Annotated in this window: 18 protein-coding genes and 1 pseudogene; 10 read left to right on the top strand and 9 right to left on the bottom strand. The window is 69.6% G+C overall.

Translation table 11 applies throughout. The annotated features are described in order from the left end of the window. Window positions 1–81 precede the first annotated feature (81 nt). Complete coding sequence (locus ABJI51_RS40405) at window positions 82–930, top strand: LysR family transcriptional regulator (protein ID WP_348956463.1); 849 nt, start codon at window positions 82–84, stop codon at window positions 928–930. A gap of 146 nt (window positions 931–1,076) precedes the next feature. On the opposite strand, the gene ABJI51_RS40400 is transcribed toward ABJI51_RS40405, so the two are convergent. From ABJI51_RS40400 to ABJI51_RS40390, 3 genes are all read right to left on the bottom strand, one after another. Then, the gene (locus tag ABJI51_RS40400; RefSeq protein ID WP_348956462.1) at window positions 1,077–2,309 is read right to left on the bottom strand and encodes an MFS transporter; all 1,233 of its coding nucleotides are present in this window, start codon (window positions 2,307–2,309) and stop codon (window positions 1,077–1,079) included. An 11-nt stretch (window positions 2,310–2,320) separates the two neighbouring features. Then, window positions 2,321–3,622 carry a GGDEF domain-containing protein gene (locus ABJI51_RS40395; protein ID WP_348956616.1) on the bottom strand — a complete coding sequence of 434 codons (1,302 nt, stop codon included), beginning with the start codon at window positions 3,620–3,622 and terminating at the stop codon, window positions 2,321–2,323. 854 nt (window positions 3,623–4,476) lie between these two features. Further along, a complete protein-coding gene (locus ABJI51_RS40390; protein ID WP_348956460.1) occupies window positions 4,477–5,364 on the bottom strand; it encodes a LysR family transcriptional regulator in 888 nt (295 codons plus the stop codon). Between the two features lie 110 nt (window positions 5,365–5,474). Here ABJI51_RS40390 and ABJI51_RS40385 point away from each other — a divergent pair, with 110 nt between their 5' ends. From ABJI51_RS40385 to ABJI51_RS40375, 3 genes and pseudogenes are all read left to right on the top strand, one after another. After that, window positions 5,475–6,800 carry an MFS transporter gene (locus ABJI51_RS40385; protein ID WP_348956459.1) on the top strand — a complete coding sequence of 442 codons (1,326 nt, stop codon included), beginning with the start codon at window positions 5,475–5,477 and terminating at the stop codon, window positions 6,798–6,800. Beyond that, window positions 6,797–7,258: pseudogene (locus ABJI51_RS40380) on the top strand (dihydrodipicolinate synthase family protein); the annotation flags it as partial. The gene ABJI51_RS40385 and the pseudogene ABJI51_RS40380, both read left to right, overlap by 4 nt. Before the next feature lie 122 nt (window positions 7,259–7,380). After that, entirely contained in the window at window positions 7,381–8,277 is an 897-nt protein-coding gene (locus ABJI51_RS40375; RefSeq protein WP_348956458.1) for an enolase C-terminal domain-like protein, read from the top strand. Between the two features lie 6 nt (window positions 8,278–8,283). On the opposite strand, the gene ABJI51_RS40370 is transcribed toward ABJI51_RS40375, so the two are convergent. The 4 genes from ABJI51_RS40370 to ABJI51_RS40355 form a co-directional block, all read right to left on the bottom strand. Next, complete coding sequence (locus tag ABJI51_RS40370) at window positions 8,284–9,249, bottom strand: helix-turn-helix domain-containing protein (RefSeq protein WP_348956457.1); 966 nt, start codon at window positions 9,247–9,249, stop codon at window positions 8,284–8,286. Window positions 9,250–9,340: 91 nt separating this feature from the next. Then, window positions 9,341–10,411, bottom strand: a complete 1,071-nt coding sequence (locus ABJI51_RS40365) for a 2,3-butanediol dehydrogenase (protein WP_348956456.1) — start codon at window positions 10,409–10,411, stop codon at window positions 9,341–9,343. Beyond that, window positions 10,408–11,685 (bottom strand): MFS transporter, encoded by a 1,278-nt coding sequence (locus tag ABJI51_RS40360; RefSeq protein ID WP_348956455.1) that lies wholly within the window; start codon window positions 11,683–11,685, stop codon window positions 10,408–10,410. Before ABJI51_RS40360 ends, ABJI51_RS40365 begins: the two co-directional genes overlap by 4 nt. A gap of 48 nt (window positions 11,686–11,733) precedes the next feature. Next, the gene (locus ABJI51_RS40355; RefSeq protein WP_348956454.1) at window positions 11,734–12,267 is read right to left on the bottom strand and encodes a 2,4'-dihydroxyacetophenone dioxygenase family protein; all 534 of its coding nucleotides are present in this window, start codon (window positions 12,265–12,267) and stop codon (window positions 11,734–11,736) included. A 385-nt stretch (window positions 12,268–12,652) separates the two neighbouring features. Here ABJI51_RS40355 and ABJI51_RS40350 point away from each other — a divergent pair, with 385 nt between their 5' ends. The 4 genes from ABJI51_RS40350 (at window position 12,653) to ABJI51_RS40335 (ending at window position 16,520) form a co-directional block, all read left to right on the top strand. Continuing rightward, window positions 12,653–14,536 (top strand): alpha-L-fucosidase, encoded by a 1,884-nt coding sequence (locus ABJI51_RS40350; RefSeq protein ID WP_348956453.1) that lies wholly within the window; start codon window positions 12,653–12,655, stop codon window positions 14,534–14,536. A 75-nt stretch (window positions 14,537–14,611) separates the two neighbouring features. Then, on the top strand, window positions 14,612–14,746 hold the full coding sequence (locus tag ABJI51_RS40345) for an RICIN domain-containing protein (RefSeq protein WP_348956452.1): 135 nt from the start codon (window positions 14,612–14,614) through the stop codon (window positions 14,744–14,746). 152 nt (window positions 14,747–14,898) lie between these two features. Next, window positions 14,899–15,654, top strand: coding sequence for a Sua5 family C-terminal domain-containing protein (locus tag ABJI51_RS40340; protein WP_348956451.1), 756 nt, complete (start codon window positions 14,899–14,901; stop codon window positions 15,652–15,654). Between the two features lie 107 nt (window positions 15,655–15,761). Continuing rightward, entirely contained in the window at window positions 15,762–16,520 is a 759-nt protein-coding gene (locus tag ABJI51_RS40335) for a hypothetical protein (RefSeq protein WP_348956450.1), read from the top strand. Window positions 16,521–16,547: 27 nt separating this feature from the next. Here the strand turns inward: ABJI51_RS40335 and ABJI51_RS40330 are convergent, their stop codons facing one another. After that, window positions 16,548–17,297: a GH12 family glycosyl hydrolase domain-containing protein gene (locus ABJI51_RS40330; protein ID WP_348956449.1), complete on the bottom strand. Its 750-nt coding sequence runs from the start codon at window positions 17,295–17,297 to the stop codon at window positions 16,548–16,550. 179 nt (window positions 17,298–17,476) lie between these two features. After that, window positions 17,477–18,268: a cellulose binding domain-containing protein gene (locus ABJI51_RS40325; RefSeq protein WP_348956448.1), complete on the bottom strand. Its 792-nt coding sequence runs from the start codon at window positions 18,266–18,268 to the stop codon at window positions 17,477–17,479. Between the two features lie 484 nt (window positions 18,269–18,752). Between ABJI51_RS40325 and ABJI51_RS40320 the strand changes: the two genes are divergently transcribed. Both ABJI51_RS40320 and ABJI51_RS40315 read left to right on the top strand, forming a co-directional pair. Next, window positions 18,753–19,949 (top strand): glycoside hydrolase family 5 protein, encoded by a 1,197-nt coding sequence (locus ABJI51_RS40320; RefSeq protein WP_348956447.1) that lies wholly within the window; start codon window positions 18,753–18,755, stop codon window positions 19,947–19,949. Between the two features lie 46 nt (window positions 19,950–19,995). Beyond that, on the top strand, window positions 19,996–20,690 hold a 695-nt coding region (locus ABJI51_RS40315; protein ID WP_348956446.1), incomplete at its 3' end, for a glycoside hydrolase family 6 protein.

The raw sequence follows: 20,690 nt of genomic DNA, 5'->3' as shown, positions 1-20,690 counted from the left end.
CCAGCACGACGGCCCCCGGCGAACCAGGCCCAGTGCCGACGCGCGGCGATAACCTGACGGCATCGTCGCAGGGGAGGGCCGGTGGAACTACGGGCGTTGCGGTACTTCGTCACAGTCGCCGACGAGCTGCACTTCGGCCGGGCCGCCGACCGGCTGCACATCGCCCAGCCCGCGGTCAGCAGGCAGATCGCGCGGCTGGAGCGCGAGCTGGGCGTCCGGCTGTTCGACCGCTCACCGCAGCGAGTCCGGCTGACGGCGGCCGGGCACCGGCTGCTCGACGCGGCGCGAGAGGCGCTCGCGGCCGCCGACCGGGTCCGGGTCGTGGCGCGTGAGCAGGCCGGTGTCATGCGCATCGGGATGGGTGCCGGCCAGTTCACTGCCCGCTTGGAACGGGGGATCGACGCGTTGCGCGAGCGCGCGCCGGCGTTCGACGTGGCGCTCGTCGACCTGCCGCTGCCCGCGCGCCTGAACGCCCTGCGGCAGGGGGAGATCGACCTGGCACTGACGCGCGGAGTGCGTTCGGCGCCTGGGGTGCGGGTCCTGCCGGCATGGACCGAGTCTCTGTTCGCGGTGGTGTCCACGCGGCATCCCGCCGCCGGTGGCGAGATCGTCGGCGTGGCCGAGCTGGCCGCCGACCCGTTCCGGACTTCCCAGGACCACGACCAGGCTGTGCTCACGGCGCTGCGGGAGGCTGGGGTTCAGGTACGGCCGGACCACCGGACGGGAACCATCCAGGACACGATCATCGAGGTCGGCTCCGACCCGCGCACCTGGACGGCGCTGCCCACCGACCAGGCGGCCGAGATCCGCTCCACCCGGGTACGCGCGATTCCACTCGCACCACACACGCCGATCATCGGCAGCATCGCCGTCCCGGACGATCTCCCGCCCACCTGCATGGCAGCCCACCGGGCGGCCTTCGGCGACTGATGCCGTGCGTCGCTCCCATCGACCCAATGTGCGGAATCGGCACCACCCTGGTCGAGGCGACCGACCTCGGCCGCCACGACGGCCACATCATCCGCGGCGACGCCCGCCGACTCGAGACCCTGCTGCCCGGCGCGCAGCAAGCGCCACTACTTCCCTGTGGGCGTGGGCTTGGCCTGTGCGCGTGTCCATGCGAGGGCGGCGGCGCCGGCCGCGCAGACTCCGGTGGCGGCTGCGGCGGTGATGACCGTGGACGGGGCGAAGGCCTGGGCGAGGAGCCCTGCGGTGATGACGGCCAGTCCTTGGGCGGTGCGCAGGGAGGCGATCGCGATGCCGATGGCCTGGCCGCGGAGGTGGGCGGGGGCGTGGGTGACGTAGGCGGCGTTGGTGATCATGTCGTGGGCCGAGAGGGCTCCGCTGAGCGTCCACAATGCGACGCTGACGGGCAGGGCCGGTGCCCAGCCGGTGGGCAGCAGGACGGCGCTGGTCGCGACGGCCAGCGCGCCGAGCCAGTGCAGCCGCAGCCCGGGCGGCACGCGGCGCAGCAGGAGCAGCCCGGCCACGGTGCCGACGGGGTTGGCGGCCAGCAGCCACCCGGCCGCGGGGGTGCCGCCGCCGAGCTGGGCGGCGTAGGGGACAGCGAGGCCTTCGGGCACGACGTAGAACCCGGAGCAGCACGCGATGGCCAGCAGCGCGCGCAGCTGCGGGTCGCCCAGGACTATCCGCCAGCCGGCGAGGGTGTGCCGGCGGTGTTGCCGCGGCGGCGGGTGTTCCGGTGTGGCTGGGGGATGGTGCGGGGGCAGGCCGGTGCGGATCACCAGCGCGGAGAGGGCGAAGGTGGCGGCGTCGGCCAGCAGGGCACCCGAGGGGCCGAGCCCGGTCACGACGGCGGCGCCGGCGCCGAAACCGAGAGCGAGCCCGGCCTGGTAGGTGGTCTGCATGATGCCGATGCCGACGGTGAGGCGGTCGCCGGGGAGGATGTCGGGCAGGATCGCCGAGCGGGCCGCCTGGAACGGCGCCGCGGCCAGCTGTACCGCGACCAGCAGCACGATCCGCACGGTCAGCGGCAGCACGGGCAGTGCCATCGCGGCGACCAGCACCGCGCGGACGAGGTCGGCGGCGACCATGACGGTGCGGCGGGAGAACCGGTCGGCCAGCTGGGCCAGGGCGGCACCGCCGAGGAGGTCGGGCAGGTAGGTCAGGGCGTAGGTGAGCGCGGCCAGTCCGGCGGAGCGGGTCCGGTCGAACACCAGCACGGTGAGCGCGACACGGGCGAGCTGGTCCCCAGCGACCGAGAGCAGGTGGGCCAGCCACAGCCGCCGGAACTGCTCGGAGGCGAGGACGCTGCGGTAGCTCGCCGCGTGTTCCCGGGGGCCGGTCACGGTTGGCCTGGTCAGCGGGGTCCGGGGTCGGCCAGGCACACGCGGTCGCGGCCGGTGGCCTTGGCGCGGTAGAGCGCGGCGTCGGCCGCGCGGACCAGGTCGTCGACCGTGTCCACGCCGGGGGCGGGATAACGGGCAGCGCCGATCGACACCGTGATGCGTGCCTCGGCCGCCGGCGGCGGCGGGGCGGTGCCGGTGAACTCGGTGAGGTCGAGGACGGCGATGCGGCGGCGGATCCGTTCGGCGATGGCCAGCAGCGTCGCTTCGTCGGCGACCCCGGGGATCGTGATCGCGAACTCTTCCCCGCCCCATCGGCCGGCGACGTCTTCGTGGCGGATTTCGCCGCGGATGGCGTCGGCGACCGCGCGCAGGACGTGGTCCCCGGCCGGGTGGCCGTGGGTGTCGTTGATCGCTTTGAACCGGTCGATGTCCAGCATCAGGATGCCGAGTCCGGTGGCATGGGCCCGGGCGGTGGCCAGCAGCTTGCCGGTGGCCTGTGACCACCACGACGGCGAGGCCAGCGCGGTCTTGGCGTCCAGCCTCGACTGCAGCTGGAACTGGCCCAGCAGCAGCCCGCGGTGCAGGGCCACCAGCACGATCACCACCGCGGCCAGCAGCACCGGCGCGGTGGCCACCAGGGACGCCGCGAGCGCGCCGAGGGCGAGCGCCCCGGCTTCCAGGACGTACTCCCCGGCGTTGGAGAACAACGTCCTGGCGGTGACGTCCGGGGTGGACAGCACCAGCGCGACGTAGACGAGCGCGGTGTTGACGAACCACCGCAGCAGTCCCGCCCCGGCCAGCACGGCCATGTCCACCAGACCGGGGCCCGGCGCGGCGGCAGGCGGACCCGGGTAGTGGTGCAGGCCCACGGCCAGCACCGCCACCACGGCCTGGGTGGCGATCAGCACGGTCGCTGCGGAGAACGTCCACCGGTACAGCGGCACCGGACGTCCGGACGGCCAGATCCGCCACCACGCGAACGCGTACGTCCACACGACCATCGCCGAGGCGAGCGCCGGCGGCAGCACGATCAGTGCCGCGAACGACCACACGCTCTTCAGGTCGATGTAGGGAGCCCCGGCGACGCGCAGGTACTCCCGCTGCCGCTCCACGTGCCGGGTCAGCTCGATGTGCACCGCCGCCGCGGCCGCCAGCACACCCCAGCGCAGCACATCGGCGCCGTCCACCGCGACCGTGAACGCGGTCGCCGTGCCGGCCACCAGGGCCAGCGACACCACGGCGACGACATAGGCCTGCACCGGCGCCGGCATCGCGCGCAGCGCCCACCCCGACCGTCGTCGCCCGAACCGCATCCCCACCTCGCCAGCACATGCAGTGACCGGACGAACACCGTAACCGGTTCGTGGCCGGTCCGGCCAGAGCCGGGAGGCGACCATAGGCAGACGACCCGGACAACACCTGATCGGCCTAACCGGCACACTCCCACCAGACCGCGAAGGGAGGTGACCCCGATGCGCGACACCAACTGGACCACCCGCTGACCCCGCAGCACACACCCGCCCCGGCACGAGAATCGAGGACCGCCATGCGCGACACGAACTGGTGACCCGCCACCCGGACATCGGGCGGGACACACAGGCCGGCCTGCCCGCCCGATGTCCACCGACGCCGTCTCCGGTCGCGTAACGCGCCGGACTTGTCATCCTGTCATGGCGGACGTCGTTCTCAGCACGCCAAGCGGAGGCGTCCGGTACTGGCGCGGTAATCGAATGAGGTGCTCATTCTGCCCACCTGGCCGTCAGCTGATGTTGTTGCGGCGTTCGAGGACAAGATGTGGGCTGAAAGGGACTTTCCTCGCATCAGGTGAGACGAAAGGTCCGTTCGCGGCACCAGCTGCGACGAAAGCGCCTTTCGGTTCACCTGGCTCCGCCCCCCGGCGGTTCGCCGCGGCAGGCCACCCCCGCGCCCCTTCCCGCATTCGGCCTCGGTGTCCAGGCCATTCCCCACTTCGATACAGCCCCTGGGAGGCTTTCGATGTCGGTGAATAGCTGCAGCGCTCGGGTCAGCGCGTCCACCGCGGCCTCTGGATCGCCTCGGGCGCGATAGCCGCGTCTGGTGCGCAGGCGCCGAGCACTGATTCACGCGACGCCGAGCAGCGGAGACGGCGGTTGCGGCCCAGGTCGGTTTCTCCGAACGATCGGCGGCACTACGCGCGAATGATTTCGAGGGCTTGCAGTGCCGGCACCAGTGCCGGGTTGGTGTGCGTGCGCGACCACAGCAGGTGCAGTTCGACCGGTGCGTCCGGCTGGCCTTCCAGCTCGGCCCAGGCGACGCCGTCGATGGTCATCCGGGTCGCCGACGCCGGGACGAACGCCACGCCCCTGCGGGCGGCCACCAGCCAGATCATCGTGTGGATCTGGCTCACCGAGTGCACGACGTTGCGGTGCGCGATCGGCAGGAGCCGGATGACCAGGTCGTAGAAGTAGCGGGCGTTGTCCGGTGCGTACATGATCAGCGGTTCGTTGGCGAGGTCGGCCGCGGTGACCGGCCGCCCGAGGTCCGCCAGCCGATGTCCGCCGGGGACGCACAGCACGAGCGGTTCCCGGTGGATCAGCCGTGAGGCGAAGGCGTCCGTGTCGAACGGCGGGCGGGCCAGGCCGAGGTCGATCTCGTCCCGGTTCAGCGCTGCCACCTGGTCGTTGGTCACCATCTCCGACAGTTCGACGTGGACGTCCGGGAGGGTGTCGCCGATCGCGGTGAGCGCCGCGTCCAGCACCCCGAACACCGACGCGCCGGTGAACCCGATGCGGAGATACCCGGCCGCTCCGGCCGCGACCCGGCGGGCCCGGTCCGGTGCCCGGTTCGCCAGCGCGAGGAGCCGGCGGGCGTCGACGAGGAACGCCTCTCCCGCGCGCGTCAGCCGGGCGCCGCGGGTACCGCGGTCGAACAGCTTCGCCCCCACCGAGTGCTCCAGCTTCTGGACCAGCCGGCTCAGCGGCGGCTGCGTCATCGACAGCCGTGCAGCTGCCCGGCCGAAGTGCTGCTCCTCGGCGACCGCGACGAAGCCTTCCAGCTGCGCGAACGAGAACTCCATGCGGTGAAGGTATCAAGGCATGCCATATCGGTGTTGGAACTGCATCACGTGACCTCTTAACGTCACTGGGCAAGCCGGGCGACGAAGCCCGCGGTCCCCGGAGGTCTCCGATGACTTCAGTGCAGAACGACCCCCTGAACCTCGCGGTCGGCAAGGTGTTCCGCCGCGTCGTCCCGCTGTTCGTCGTGATGCTGATCTGCAACCAGCTCAACCGCGCCAACATCGGGTACGCCCAGGTGCACCTGGAGGCCGACGTCGGCATCGGCGCGGCCGCCTATGGCCTCGGCGCCGGCCTGTTCTTCATCGCCTACGCGGTCTTCGAGCTGCCCAGCAACATGCTGATGGAACGCTACGGCCCCAAGATCTGGCTGACCCGGATCATGGTGTCCTGGGGTGTCGTCTCGGCGGCCATGATGTTCGTGCAGGGTCCGACGTCCTTCTACGTCCTGCGGTTCCTTCTGGGCGCCGCCGAAGCGGGCTTCTTCCCGGCGATCATCTACTACTTCTCCCGCTGGCTGCCCTCGTCGCACCGCGGCCGCGCCACGGCCTTGTTCGTCGCGGGCTCGTCGGTGGCCGCCGCGATCTCCGGTCCGCTGTCCGGTCCCTTGCTGTCGATGCACGGGTTCCTCGGGCTCACCGGCTGGAAGTGGCTGTTCCTCGTCGAGGGCGTGCTTTCGATCGTTGTCGGCCTGTTCGCCTACACCCGGCTCGACAGCCGCGTCGCCGACGCCCGCTGGCTCACCGCCCCCGAGAAGGACGCGCTGACCGCCGCGATCGAGTTCGAAGACGCCGCCCGCCGCACGACGTCGGATTCCGTGTCGCGCTGGCGGATCCTCGCGCAGCCGCAGGTGCTGCTGTTCTGCTTGATCTACTTCGCGATCCAGCTGTCCATCTACGCCAACACGTTCTGGCTGCCGGCCATCGTGCGCCGCATCAACGGCACCGGAGACATCACCGTGGGGCTGCTCTCGTCGCTGCCCTGGATCTGCGCAGTCGTCGCGATGTACTTCACCGGGCGGGCCTCGGACCGGTCGGGGCGGAGCAAGCCGCTGCTGATCGCGTCGCTGGTCGTCGCCGGTGTGGCGACCTTCCTGGCGGCGATCGCGTCGCCGATCTTCGCCCTCGTCCTGCTGTGCGTCGCCGCGATGGGCTTCAAGAGCGCCAGCCCGCTGTTCTGGACGATCCCGCAGGGCAGCGTCCACCCCGTCGCGCTCGCCGCCGTCGTCGCGGTCGTCAACTCGCTGGGCAATCTCGGCGGGTTCGTCGCCCCCTACGGTTTCGGCCTGATCAAGCAGGCGACCGGGCAGGTCACCTGGGGTCTGTACGGCCTCGCCGCCGCCTGCCTGCTCGCCGCCGTGCTCGTGCTGTTCATCCGCCGCGACCGCGTGGTCACGGCACCCGCCGCCACCCGTACCCCGGTTCAGGAGCCGTCATGACCCTTGCCGCCCGCCTGGGCTCCGGCCTGCTTTCCTTCCCCGTCACGCACTTCGACGCCGAGCACCGCTTCGACGAAGACGCCTACCGCCGGCACGTCACCCGGCTCGGCAAGTACGACGTCGCCGGGCTCTTCGCCGCCGGCGGCACCGGGGAGTTCTTCTCCCTCACACCGTCCGAAGTGGACCGGGTGGTGCGTGCCGCCGTCGGCAGCGCGCCCGCCGGCACCCCGATCATCGCTCCCGCCGGGTACGGCACGGCGATGGCGATCGAGTTCGCGGAAGCGGCCGAACGCGCCGGGGCCGACGGCATCCTGTTGTTCCCGCCCTACCTGACCGAAGCACCGCAGGACGGCCTCGCCGCCCACGTCGAAGCCGTCTGCGCGGCCACCGGCCTCGGCGTCGTCGTCTACAGCCGCGTCAACGCCGCCTACGACGCCGAGACCGTCGCGCGCATCGCCTGCGCGTCACGGTCCACGCCGTCACCGCGCTGGAGTCCGCGCTGCTGGACCTGCTGGGTCGGCACCTCGAAGTACCCGTCTGCGACCTGCTCGGGGACGGCCGGCGGCGCGACGCCGTCCCGGTGCTGGGGTATCTGTTCTACGTCGGAGACAGCGCGAAGACGGATCTGCCGTACCGGCGCGGCCACTCGGGCGACGCGTGGCTGCGTCTGCGTGACCAGGAGGCGCTGACACCCGAGGCCGTTGTCGCGCTTGCCGAAGCTGCGCAAGCTCGCTACGGGTTCCGCGACTTCAAGCTCAAGGGCGGCGTCTTCCCTGCGGAAGAGGAAGCCGAGGCGATCCACGCACTCGCCGCCCGCTTCCCGGAAGCGCGCATCACCCTGGATCCCAACGGGTGCTGGCTCCTGGAAGACGCCGTCCGCACCGGCCGGGCGCTGCGGGACGTGCTGTCGTACGCCGAGGACCCGTGCGGCGCCGAACAGGGATACTCCGGCCGTGAGACGATGGCCGAGTTCCGCCGCCGGACCGGTCTGCGCACCGCGACGAACATGATCGCCACCGACTGGCGCCAGCTGGCGCACGCGATCCGCGCCGACGCCGTCGACATCCCGCTCGCCGATCCGCACTTCTGGACGATGGCGGGCTCGGTCCGCGTCGCCCAGCTCTGCCACGACTTCGGCCTGACCTGGGGCTCGCACTCGAACAACCACTTCGACGTGTCCCTGGCGATGTTCACCCACGTCGCGGCAGCCGCCCCGGGCGAGATCACGGCGATCGACACGCACTGGATCTGGCAGGACGGCCAGCGCCTGACCACGGACCCGCTGCGCATCGAGGGCGGCGAAATCGCGGTGCCCCGCCGTCCGGGGCTCGGTGTCGAGCTGGACATGGACCAGGTCGAGGAAGCGCACGAGCTGTATCTCGAGCACGGCCTCGGCGCCCGTGACGACTCCGCCGCAATGCAGTATCTGCGTCCGGAGTGGACATTCGACCCGAAGAGGCCCTGTCTGGCGCTCTGATCGTGCCTACTGACTCCGTTTCCGCTCAGCCAGGCGCACTTCGCCCGGGGTCCGGCCGAAATGCTCGCGGAACACCCTGGTGAAGTGGGACTGGCCGGAGAAGCCGCAGCCGTAGGCGATATCGGCGATCGTGGCGGTGGTCCCACCGGAGGTCAGCTGGGCGTACGCGTGGTCCAGCCGCCGTCGCAGGATGTAGCGCGCGGGACTCGTGCCCTCGGCTTCGAAGAGCCGGCTCAGGTGGCGGGCCGAGATCCCGGCCGCGGCGGCCACGTGCTGCGCGCTCAGCGCGGGATCGGTCAGGTGGCGGTCGATGTACTGCCGGATCGCGGCGAGGTGGCCGCGATCTCCCTCGAACCGGCGCGCGCCGAGTGCCCGGATGAGCTCCAGCAGCGTTGTCTCCGGGTCGTCGCCGCCCGGCAGCGACCGCTGGGTCACCAGCGCGTCGGCCACCGAGTGCAGGGCCGAGACGGCCATCGTCTCGGCCCTCGAACGCGTGCCGAGCACCGTGGGCTCGGGCACACCGCCCGGCCGGCAGCGTTCGGTGAAGACCGTGCGCGGGATGTCCACCAGGATCTGGCGCATCGGTGCGGAGAACGCGAACAGGTACGGCCGCTCGGTCTCGTACAGCACCAGGCTTCCGGCCTCGACCGGGAACACGCCGTCGCCGGAGAAGAACACCGCGGTGCCGCCGAGGACCAGGCTGGCGAACACCGAGTCCTTCGGCAGCGTGCGGCAGGTCTTCCGGGACCGTTCGACGGCGTGCGCGTTGCCCAGGATCTCCGCGACGTGCAGCGCACCGGCGGCAAGGTTGGTCTCTTTGGCCACCAACCCCTGCTCGGCGTACGAAGAACAGGTCAGGCCGACCAGTTCGCGCCGGTTGTGGTCCTCCCAGAACTCGATCCGCTCGTCGGGAGGCACGGACTCGGTGGACGCGCTGGAGACCACGGCGACGGGACTGCTGGGCGCGGGCATCGTTGCCTCCTGGCCGGTCGTGGTGCTGAGCGGCGTCGGTAGCTTAAGCCAGGTGGCCGCACGAGTCATCGCTCCCGGCAGCGCTCTCCCTTCATCGCGGTCCCGGATTCGGCCGGACGAGCACCTTGATCTGGCTGGTGCCGCCGAGCAGAGCCTCGAAGCCGCGGGGCACCACCTGGTCGAGGGGGATCGTGCCGGTGGCGATCGGAGTGAGGTCGAGCCCGTCCTCGGCGACCAGCCGGATCAGCTCGGGATGGCAGTTCCGGTACCCCACGCTGGTGATGATCGACTGCTCGTTGTTCACCAGCTCGAAGGCACTCAGGGTGATGTCGCCGGTCAGCCCGACCAGGACGACCCGGCCGCCACGCCGGGTGGCGGCGAGGCAGGTCCGGAGCGTGTGCGCCGCGCCGACCGCTTCGACGGCCACGTCGGCGCCCTGCCCGCCGGTCAGTGCGCGGACGCGTTCGGCCGCGTCCTCGCCGGATCCGGCGTCCACCAGGTCGGTGGCGCCGAGCCGGCCCGCCAGCCGCAGCCGCTCCGCCACCACCTCGGCGGCGATGATCCGCCTGATCCCCAGCCGGCCGGCCAGCAGCACGGTGAGCAGGCCGATCGGGCCGAGCCCGATGACCGCGACGGTGTCCGCGGGCCCGGCGCCGGAGCGGCGCAACGCGTGCAGGGCCACGGCGGCCGGCTCGAAGAGCGCGGCCTGTTCCAGGGAGACCTCGGGCGGCAGCCGGTGCGCCATGTAGGCGGGCAGCGTGCAGTACTCGGCCAGCCCGCCGTGCCCGGTCAGCCCGGCGAACCCGAAGTGGCGGCAGATGTTGTACTCCCCGGCCGCGCACCGCGGGCAGGTCCCGCACCGGTAGTGAGGTTCGACGGCGATCCGGTCGCCGATCGCCAGACCGGATACGTCGGGACCCACCGCGCTGATCGTCCCGCAGAACTCGTGGCCGAGCACCAGCGGCGCGGTGACCCCGGAGGCCGGGTGCGGGGTGCCGACCGGGACGGCGTGCGGCCCGTCGACGTATTCGTGCAGGTCACTGCCGCAGATCCCGCAGTAGGCCACCGCGATCGTGACTTCGCCGGGCCCTGGTGGGCGCACGTCCAGTTCGGTGATCCGGACGTCCTTCGGCCCGTGCCACACTGCCGCCGTCATCCTCATCGGGCCACCGCCGCCTTCGCCGCGGCCCGGCGGCGCAGCACCGCGGGCGCGGTCTCGCGCAGGCCGAGCGACAGCGCGGCGACCACGAGTGCGCCACCGGCGGCGATGAACATCGCCGTCCGCAGCCCCCAGACGTCCGAGGCCCAGCCCGCGACCACCGGGGCGAGGAATCCGCCTGCCAGTTCGCCGACGCCCATCACCAGCCCGAGCGCGGTGGCGAGCACACCGCGCGGCACGGTCTCGGCCGGGATGGTGGCCATGAACAGCGTGAAGCAGCCGAGCCCGGTGAAGCTGAGCACCACGACCACGCCGAGCACCAGCGGGTCGGGCACGTACACCACGGCCACCGGGCAGACCGCGGCGATCAGCGTGAACACGGCCATGGTGCGCCGCCTGCCGACCCGGTCCGAGATCGCCGGGGTGAGAAATCCCCACAGCACCCAGGCCACGCCGAAGCAGGTCATCACCGCGCTCATGGTGCCGGGGGAGAAGCCCTTGACACTGGTGAGGAAGACCGGGGTGAAGGTGATGATCACGATGAACCACGTCAGGTAGAAGCACGCGATCAGCGCGCAGAGCACGACGTTCCGGTACCTGAGCACCGACCAGAACGCCGGGGCTTCCGCTGCCGGCGGCCGGTCGGCGACCGGTGCCGTCAGGGCGGGACCGCCGGGCGGCACCTCGCGCACCGATCGCCGGATCCACACCGCCAGCAGCACGCCCGGAACGATGGTGACGAGGAACGCGGTACGCCAGCCGAAGTGCTCGGCCAGCCACACCACCACCAGCGGCGAGATGATGCCGCCGAGCAGGCCGGCCGACGAACCCTGCACCAGTCCCATGTTCAGCCCGCGCCGGTGCTCCTGGGACGCCTCGGCCATCAGTGACTGCGCGACCGGCAGCACCGCGCCCTCCGCGACACCCATCAACGCCCGGGTGAGCAGCAGGCCGGCGAAACCGGTCATCAACCCCGACAGCGAGGAGATGACGGAGAAGAGCAGAACCGCCGCGATCAGGATCGGCTTGCGGCTGCCCAGCCGGTCGGACAGCCGCCCGAAGAACATCCCGGACAGCGCCCAGGTCAGCGCCAGCACCCCGGACAGGGTCCCGAGTTCGGTGTTCGACAGCCCGAACTCCTTGACCAGGAACGGCGCCAGAAAGGACAGCGCCTGCCGGTCGAAGAAGACGAACCCGAACGACAGGAACAGGATCAGCAGCAACAGGTTCTCGTAGCGCCGGGCGGCCGCGGCGCCCGATCCGACGTCGGAAGACATGCATACCTCGATTCGCTGGAAGGCCCCCGGGAACAGGTGCGGAGCCGCTCAGCGGAGCAGCGAGTCCACGTAGCCGGCGCCGATGCCGACCTCGTCGTAGTGCCTGCGGCACATCTCGACGTAGTCGTGCACGTCGAAGTAGCCGGTGGTGTTGCCGTCTTCGTCCAGCCAGATCAGCGGTCCCTTCACGATGAACAGCGCCTTCATCGGTTCCGGGCCGTCGTAGGCGACCAGGGTGTGTCCCTCCCCGGGTGCCTCGTAGACGAAGTCGCCTGCCGAGGCCGTCCACGGCCGTTCGAGGTAGCCCCACTTCCCGGAGATGGTGTAGGCGAACACTTCGTGCGGGTGGTAGTGCCGGTTGACCAAGCCGGCCCGGGTGGCGCGCAGGACGTCCGACCAGGAGTTGTCCTTGATGTTGATCCACAGTGGCCGGGAACCGACGGTTTCGGTGAACGGCACGTAGTACCGGTCGTCGTCGGTGGCCACGTTCTCGAGGTAGACCTCGGGCAGCGCATCGGGTTTGACCGAGTTCCGGATCGGCTTCAGATCCTGCCAGAACTCCGTGGTGGCCTCTTCGGGCATCGTGGGCTCCTCGCGTCGAATCGGGAGCAACAGAGAACCTCGCCGGGGACGGGACCGTCTATCCGGTCCGGGACACCGGGTTGGCCTGTTCGGGACATGACGGCGCACCGCGCCGCCGCGGTCACGTGACTCGTTTGAAAGAGAATTGACAACGTGGTCATTTCGAACTCGTGCTGAACTTCCCGTTCCACGCTTGTGACGCTGACATGTGATCGCTAACATCCGACGTGTGACGGCTACCGCGTCCGGCGCTCGGCAGTGTGCTGGGACGACGGGAGTCAGGACGGGCTGGTCATCCGACCTATTTCGCCGTGCGGCTTGGTTATCGGGAGTGTCAATGGTGGCATCGGGAATGTCCCGCCGTGGCTTTCTGGCGGCTGCGGGTGTGACGGCGGTGGCGGCGACGGTGCCCGGCCTCGCGGGGTACTCGCCGCGCGCCTTCGCGGCGGACACGCAGACGAACCTGGCGAAGCTGGTCGACCTGCGGTTCGGCATGTTCAACCACTTCAACCTGGGCACCTTCACCGACGAGGAATGGGCGGCGGGTGGCCAGAGCCCCTCGCTCTTCGCGCCGTCCTCAGTGGACTGCCGTCAGTGGGCGGCCGCGGCGGCCGCGGCGAAGATGAGCTATGGAGTGCTGACCACCAAGCACCACGACGGTTTCGCCTTGTGGCCCACGGCGTTCGACCGGCAAAATGTGGCGTACTCGGGTTACCGGCAGGACGTGGTGCGCCAGTACGTCGACGCCTTCCGTGCCCAGGGGCTGAGAGTGGGGTTGTACTACTCGATCTGGGACCGCACGCACACGATTCAGGCCTACGGCGGTCACGTCGACGACCGCGCGCAGTCGATCGAGCCGGGCGACATGACCGTGGTGCTCGGCCAGATCCGCGAACTGCTGAGCAACTACGGCACCATCGACCTGCTGATGACCGACGGCTGGTCCTGGCAGATGGGTCAGCAGCAGGTCTCCTACCAGGCCGTTCGCGAACTGGTCAAGTCGCTGCAGCCGGACTGCGTGATGGTCGACATCGGCGGGTTGTCGCACCCCTGGCTCAGCGACGCGATCTTCTTCGAAGCTCCGCTGGGTGTCCGATCTCCCGCGGGCAACACCTACGCCGGTATCCAGGGCGAGACGATCAGCAACGGCTGGTTCTGGCATCCCAGTACCCCCACGACCGCCCCGCGCAGCCGCGATGCCATCCTGGCAGACCTGCGGGACCTCGAACCCAAGTACACGTCGTATCTGCTGAACTGCCCGCCCAACCGCGACGGCAGGCTCGACACCAACATCGTCAACCGGCTGGCAGAGGTTGGGGCCGCCTGGAGCCCGAACCGCTCACGCCCGCCGCTGCCCGCGCAACCCCTGCGCGTGGAATGGCCGGTGAACGCGGTGGCCGCCTACGCGTCGTCGTTCAACGACGGCGAGTTCGCCTGCAACGCGATCGACGGCCGCAGTGACGTCCGGTTCGAGACCTGCTGGTCCACCTGGGGCGGTGGCCGCACGTTGCCGCAGACGATCACCATCGACCTCGGCGGTGTGTGGAGCAATGTGTCCACTTTGGAGTATCTGCCCAAGCAGTGGAACCGGGACGGCGCCAACACCAACGGCGACATCACCGCCGCCCGGATCTCCGTCAGCACCAACGGGGTGGACTTCACCGAGGTGGCGAGCGTGAACTGGGCGGCAGGTCCGCAGCCCAAGGTCGTCGAGTGGGCCGGCCGGAACGTCGGCTTCGTGCGGATCCAGGTCACGGCAGCCACGGGCGGGTACGCCAACATCAACGGTGTCCACATCGGAGGGAGGTTAGCGCGGCCACAGCTGGTGTCCCGGTTTCCGGCCGCGAACACGGTCTACCGCCTGCAGGCGAGGCACAGCGGCAAGGTGGTCGACGTCTCGGGCGCCGGCACCGCAGACGGCACTCCGGTGCAGCAGTGGTCCTGGAACGGCAACGCGTGTCAGAAGTGGACGTTCGTCTCCACCGGGGACGGCTACTTCAAGATCCGTGACCAGAACAGCGGCAAGCTGCTGGAGGTCGGCGGACTCTCGCGGGACAACGGCGGGAAGATGGGCATCTGGCGTGACGCGAACGTCTACCAGCAGCACTGGGCGGTCACCCCGGTCGGGGGCGGCTACCACATCCTGACCAACCGGCTGAGCCGGCGGGCGCTCAACGTTCCCGGCGCCTCCGCGGCGGACGGCACGGTTCTCGACCAGTGGGACTACCAGAACGCTCCCCAGGAACAGTGGCAGCTCATCCCCTCCTGACGGGCGGCTTGCAAACAGTTGGCCTATCCCTATCCCGGCCAGGTGACCGGTGACGTCGGTGTGCACGATCCGAGCGTGGTCAGGCGCCCCGACGGCAGCTACCTGGTGGCGCACACCGGTGACAACATCTCGCTCAAGACCTCCGCCAACGGCACCCGGGTGATCCTGGCGACCTGCACCGGCGGCGACCATCAGCAGTGGTCCTTCTGAGCAGTGGTAATCCAGCGATCGTGAGCAGGTGTCGGCCGAAGGAGAACTCGTGGCCAGCTTGTCCGGGTGGGGAGGTGGGGAGGTGTCGCGGAAAACCGGCCTTGAGTCTGCGGGCCGCGGGCGGGCCGACATTGCCAAGAAATCGCTCTTGCATGGTCGGCCACGTACGCATCTGCCGGCCTGCCGGGTGCTACGCCGGCCCGAGAATGCCGGATCGGTCGGAGATTTGCGAGGATGAGGGTGGGTATCAGCGACATCGGCAAGGCGGTTGGTGTCCTTCGTGCGGGGGGATTGGTCGCTGTCCCGGCCGAAACGGTGTACGGGCTGGGCGCCTGATCGTCCACCTTGCCGCCGCCGGGCAGTGGGGCGGCTGGGTCGCCGGCGTGCCCGAGACGGCGCTCGTGCCGGCCAAGCACTTCTGGCCCGGACCGCTCACGCTGGTCCTGCGGCGCGGTCGCCGGGTGCCGCCATCGTCGGCGCGACCGGCGAGATCCCCAGCGTTCTGCGGCCCGGGCGGGGTGACGCCGGAGGAGCTGGAAGCGGTGCTCGGGCACCCGGTCGCGACCGGCTCGGCGAGCAGCCGCATCCGGGTGCCCGGCCAGCATCCCTCGCACTACGCGCCCCGCGCGCGCGTCGTCCTGGTCGAGCCGGGGGAGATCGCCACCGCAGCATGCGCGGGAGCGGGGACACCGGGTCGGTGTCTTTCCGCCGTCCTCCTGCGCCGACGTTGCGGTGAAGGCGCACGCCGTGGTGGCGATCCCGGAGTCCATGGCCGACTACGCGCGTGGGCTGTACGGGTTCCGGGTGAAACGCGGCTCGATACGGCCGAATCGACGCTTCGGTTGTCACGAAAGCATAACGAAAGATTTTCTTTGCCGGGGTTTACAAGCCGTCGATCGAATTTCTAGGATCCACAGCACGAGCGGGGGTGCTCGATCCTTTTGTCGGGACATGGAGGTTCCGGTATGGCCCACGCCGGGCGACGACGAGCTGTGCGGCCGAGGGCTGAGTGGTCGTGAAATCGGTTTACGCCCGGGCTGAGCATCGACTGCGTCTCGAGCGCCTGGCGCGGCAGGCAGCTTATTCGCAGCAGCGGGCAGGTGCGCGAATCCGCTGGGTGGCTGCCGTGCTGGCGGGACTCGTCGTGGTGGGCAGCGGCATACTGCTGACGACGGTGTCGAGCACCTCTCAGCCGCGTCCGGTCGCGTTGTCGCCGGTCTCGCTCGAGCCTGCCACCGCGCTGCCGCCGACGCCGACGCCGACGTCGAGCGCGAGCAGCCTTCCGGCGAGTGTCCCCGTGGCGGCTCCCGCGTTCACGATGTCGGCCACCGCGACCCGGTCGAGTGTCGCGCAGAAGCCGCCGCAGAAGCCGCCCGTTCAAGCCGCTCCGAACTGCCCGGCCGCGGGCACGTCGACGCTCAACGACGATGCGGCCGGCATCACCTACAGTGGCTCGTGGCGCCCCAACCGCAATCGCGGGTACGGCGACTTCCACGACGACGTGCATTACACGAATTCGAACGGTGACTCGGTCAGTTACTCGTTCACCGGAACCGGCATCTCCCTTTTCACCGAGACCTTCCGCGACGAGGGACGAATGGACGTCTACCTGGACGGGCAGTTCCAGCGCACCGTCGACACCACCAGCGACACCAGGCGCGTGCAGCAAATCGTGTTCAAGGCGTGTGGCCTGCAGGCGGGTTACCACAACATCCGGGCCGTCAAGCGCAGCGGCGACAACATGCTGATCGACCGCCTCGACGTCACGCCCTGACCGGGTTCGGCGGGATCACGCCCGCGGTCAGCCGACGTCGGCGGAGAAGGAGTTGACGGCGAGGCCGGCGCCGCCGTTCCACGGCTCGAATCCGGCCTGGATGCTGGTCAGGTACCAGGAGGCGTCGACCCGGGTCCTGGCATCGACGTCGTTGACGAAATCCATGACGTTGAACGACAAGCTCGGCAGCGCGTACGGAGATACGTAGGAGACCACGTCGTTCTGGCCGTTGCTGCCCTGCCACACCTGCCAGGTCTGTCCGGCGATGGTCGCGTTCCCGACCGGGCTGCCGATGGGCTGGATACTGCCCTGGTGGTTGAACCAGATCATCAGTTCCATCTGGTTCACACCGGTGGTCTTCGGGGTGGGGTCCATCCAGATGTCGTAGGCGGCGTCGTAGGTCCCGCCGACGTAGCCGTAGGAGATCGACGACGGTGCGCTGCCGATCGAGCTGAGCTGCTTGGGCAGGTTCGTGCCCGGCGAGCAGGCTCCGTAGTGGCAGCCCGCGTAGATTGCCGGATACGAGACCGGCGCTCCGTTGGTGGGGGCGACGCCCTGCTGGCTCTTGATCTGGAACCCGTTCGACGTGACGTTGATGCACTGCTCGGCGCTGGTGCCCCAGCGGTTGTTCATCACGATGTACTTGCCCGCCGTGGCCGACCCGAACTGGTCGCAGATCAGCGTGTCGGCGTGCGCGGAAGTCACCGCTCCGACGGCCGGTACGGTGACGGCGGCCGCGGCCAGCGCGATCACGGACAAGGTTTGCTTCAGCTTCATCGCTGCTACCGCCTCGGTTCAGTGGCGCTCTGGGAGCGCTCTCAGAGGTTGACCGAATTGATGAAACCACAACCGAACCGCCAGGAAAAGAGTGGTCTCGTAATTGGCGTGCATCGTCCCGTCCGTCCTGCGTATGCCTGCTTGCGAATTCGACGAATTCATCTTTGCGGCCGCGGCCGCTAATTGGCGAGTTCGCAGCGTGTTTCGTTCACGGCGAAGTCGGCAGGCCGGGGGTTCGCGGATGTGTGCGAGCCATTGAATCCGAACTCGACCGTGCCGGACGGCGCAATCGTCGCGTTGTACGTTGCCGCGCGGACGGTCACGCGGCTGCCGCTTTGTGCGTATTCGCCGTTCCAGCCGTGCGTGATCTGCTGGCCCGCGGTGAACGTCCACGTCAACGTCCACGGCGAGAACGCGGAACGACCCGTATTCGTGATGAACACCGAAGCGGTGAACCCGTCGGGCCACGAGTCTCTGATCACGTAGCGGACGGTGCAGGCAACGGCGGGAAGGGAAGCCGGGGCACGCGGGACCGCCGGGACCGCCGAGGCGGGCGGGGGCGAAGCAGCCCGGCGGGGGCCGGAGGCCGGAGCCGGAGCGGCCGGGACGGAAGGAATCCCCGGTGGCGGGGCTGGCGTGGTCGTCGTGGCCGGCTTCGATTCCGGAACAGGCACGCTGCCGGGATAGCCCCTCGGCGGCCGCTCCGGGAACTCCGGCAGCAGGGAGGGAGGTGACGGAGAAGCCGGCCGCGACGGCTGCGGCGCCGGGGTCGCGGCGAACGCGATCAGGCCACTCGCCGCGACCACGGCGGCCAGGCCGAGACTCAGCCGCAGCCGGTTCCCTCCGGCCCGGCGCCCGGAGCGCAGCCGATGCCTGATGACACTGTCCGGCACGTAATCCTCACCCATGGTGCGCAGCCACAGGTCCTCGACCAGCACCTCCTGGCTCTCTTGCTGTGGGGAAACGGCCATGCGGACACCTCCTGGCGTTTCGGGGGGATTGGATCGGACCTGCTTTTCTGGTCCGCCAGCGTACCCCGTCCGGCCGAGTACCGACACCCTTTCGGTGGCCGACGGCGGCAGCCGGTTGCCGTAAGTGAAAATGTCGAAAAATGCGCACAGTGACCGCCGCGGTAGCTCCGGGGATACGAAATCAACGGTCGATCCTTCGCGGTAAGCCGGTCGTCGAAATGTCGAAAAAGCCTTGCGTGCAGGGAAAACGTATCCAGTTATGCGTGCCCCGCGCGCCTCGGGCTTTACAGCGAAGTCCCATTATGGTTCCCTTCGGTCTGGAAGCGCTCCCAGATCCCTGGTGAAGACCTGCTTCACCGTGTGTCCAGCCCAGTCCTGTCCGGACGGTGCGTGGCACCGGCGTTCATGTCATCAGTTCTGTCCGGGCCGAGGCCGCCACGACGTTCACCGGTCGTGCGGACCTGTCCGGCTGAAAGGTAATTCGATGAAGCCAATCCGCATGCTCGCATGGACGGCCGTCGCACTGGCCGGGATCGTCGCCTCCGTGGCGGCCCCGGCTCTTGCGGCCAGCAGCACGACCGCCACGCCGAAGGTCGCCGAAGCAGGGACCGGCTACTGGCACGCCGTCGGATCTCAGCTGGTCGACGCCACCGGCGCGCCGGTCCGGATGACCGGCGTCAACTGGTTCGGCGCGGAGACCGCCAACTACACCCCGCACGGCCTGTGGACCCGGAACTACCAGGACATGCTCGACCAGATGGCGGGCCTCGGCTACAACACGCTGAGACTGCCGTACTCGAACCAGCTGTTCGACCCGGGCTCCACGCCGAACAGCATCGACTACGCCAAGAACCCCGACCTCGAGGGGCTCAGCGGGCTCGAGGTTCTCGACAAGATCATCGGCTATGCCGGCACGAAGGGCATGAAGGTCTTCCTCGACCAGCATCGCCCGGACTCCGGTGCCCAGTCCGCGCTCTGGTACACCAGCGCCTATCCGGAGAGCCGGTGGATCTCCGACTGGACCATGCTCGCCAAGCGGTACGCGGGCAACTCCACTGTGGTCGGTGCCGACCTGCACAACGAACCGCACGCGATCCAGGGCGGCGGCGGTGCGTGCTGGGGCTGCGGCGACACCGCCGCCGACTGGCGGCTGGCGGCCGAACGGGCCGGCAACGCGATCCTCGCAGCGAACCCGGACTGGCTGATCATCGTCGAAGGTGTCGACTGCGTCAGCGGCACCGGCGATCCGCAATGCGGCTGGTGGGGCGGCAACCTCTCCGGCGTGAAGGACAACCCGGTCAGGCTGTCCAAACAGGACAAACTGGTGTATTCGACGCACGAGTACGCGACCTCGGTGTTCCCTCAGCCGTGGTTCGGCGACCCGGCCTTCCCGGGGAACATGCCGGCTCTCTGGGATCACTTCTTCGGCTATCTGCACAAGGGCAACATCGCGCCGGTGCTGATCGGCGAGTTCGGCAGCACGCTGTCGGATCCGCGCGACAGGACGTGGTTGCAGGAGCTGATGAAGTACGCCGGCACCGGCACCTCGGGGATCAACTTCACCTACTGGTCGTGGAACCCCGACTCCGGGGACACCGGCGGGATCCTCGACGACGACTGGACCACGGTCAACCAGGCCAAGCAGAGCATCTTGCAGCCCTACCTGATCCCGCCCAAGTAACCGGACCTATGACGGCAACCAACCCAGAAGCAGAGGAGTCCACTCGATGACGAGCGAACTTTGGTTCCAGAAAAGGAAAAGGCCGCTCGGCTTGGTCGCCGTCGTGGCGGCAGCGGCCATCACCGGGGCGCTGATCGTGGCCGGCGGCGCGGCGGATGCGGCGAGTGACCAGGTCGCGCCCTCGCCGGCGACCGAGGTGGAAGCCCATGTGGACAATCCGTACGCCGGGGCGAAGGGGTACGTGAACCCGGACTGGTCGGCCGAGGTGACCGCGGCGGCCGCGGCCAAGGGCGGGACGCTGGGTGCCCAGATGGCCAAGGTGGCCAACACTTCCACGGCGGTGTGGCTGGACCGGATCGCGGCGATCGCGGGCACGTCGAGCTCGCGGGGTCTGCGTGGGCATCTGGACGCGGCGTTGGCACAGCAGTCCGGCAGCACCCCGGTGACGATCCAGATCGTGATCTACGACCTGCCGAACCGGGACTGCTCGGCGCTGGCGTCCAACGGTGAGCTGCTGATCGCGCAGAACGGGCTGGCCCGCTACAAGGCCGAGTACATCGACCCGATCGCGGCGATCCTGGCCGACCCGAAGTACAAGCCGCTGCGGATCGTGACGGTGATCGAGCCGGACTCGCTGCCGAACCTGATCACCAACACCTCGCTGGCCAAGTGCGCGGAGGCGCAGTCGAGCGGGGCGTACGTGCAGGGTGTCCAGTACGCGCTGAACAAGCTGCACGCGAT

The sequence above is a fragment of the Amycolatopsis melonis genome (genome assembly GCF_040064235.1).
GTDB lineage: Bacteria > Actinomycetota > Actinomycetes > Mycobacteriales > Pseudonocardiaceae > Amycolatopsis > Amycolatopsis melonis.
This window is presented reverse-complemented; position numbering and strand designations above follow the sequence as displayed.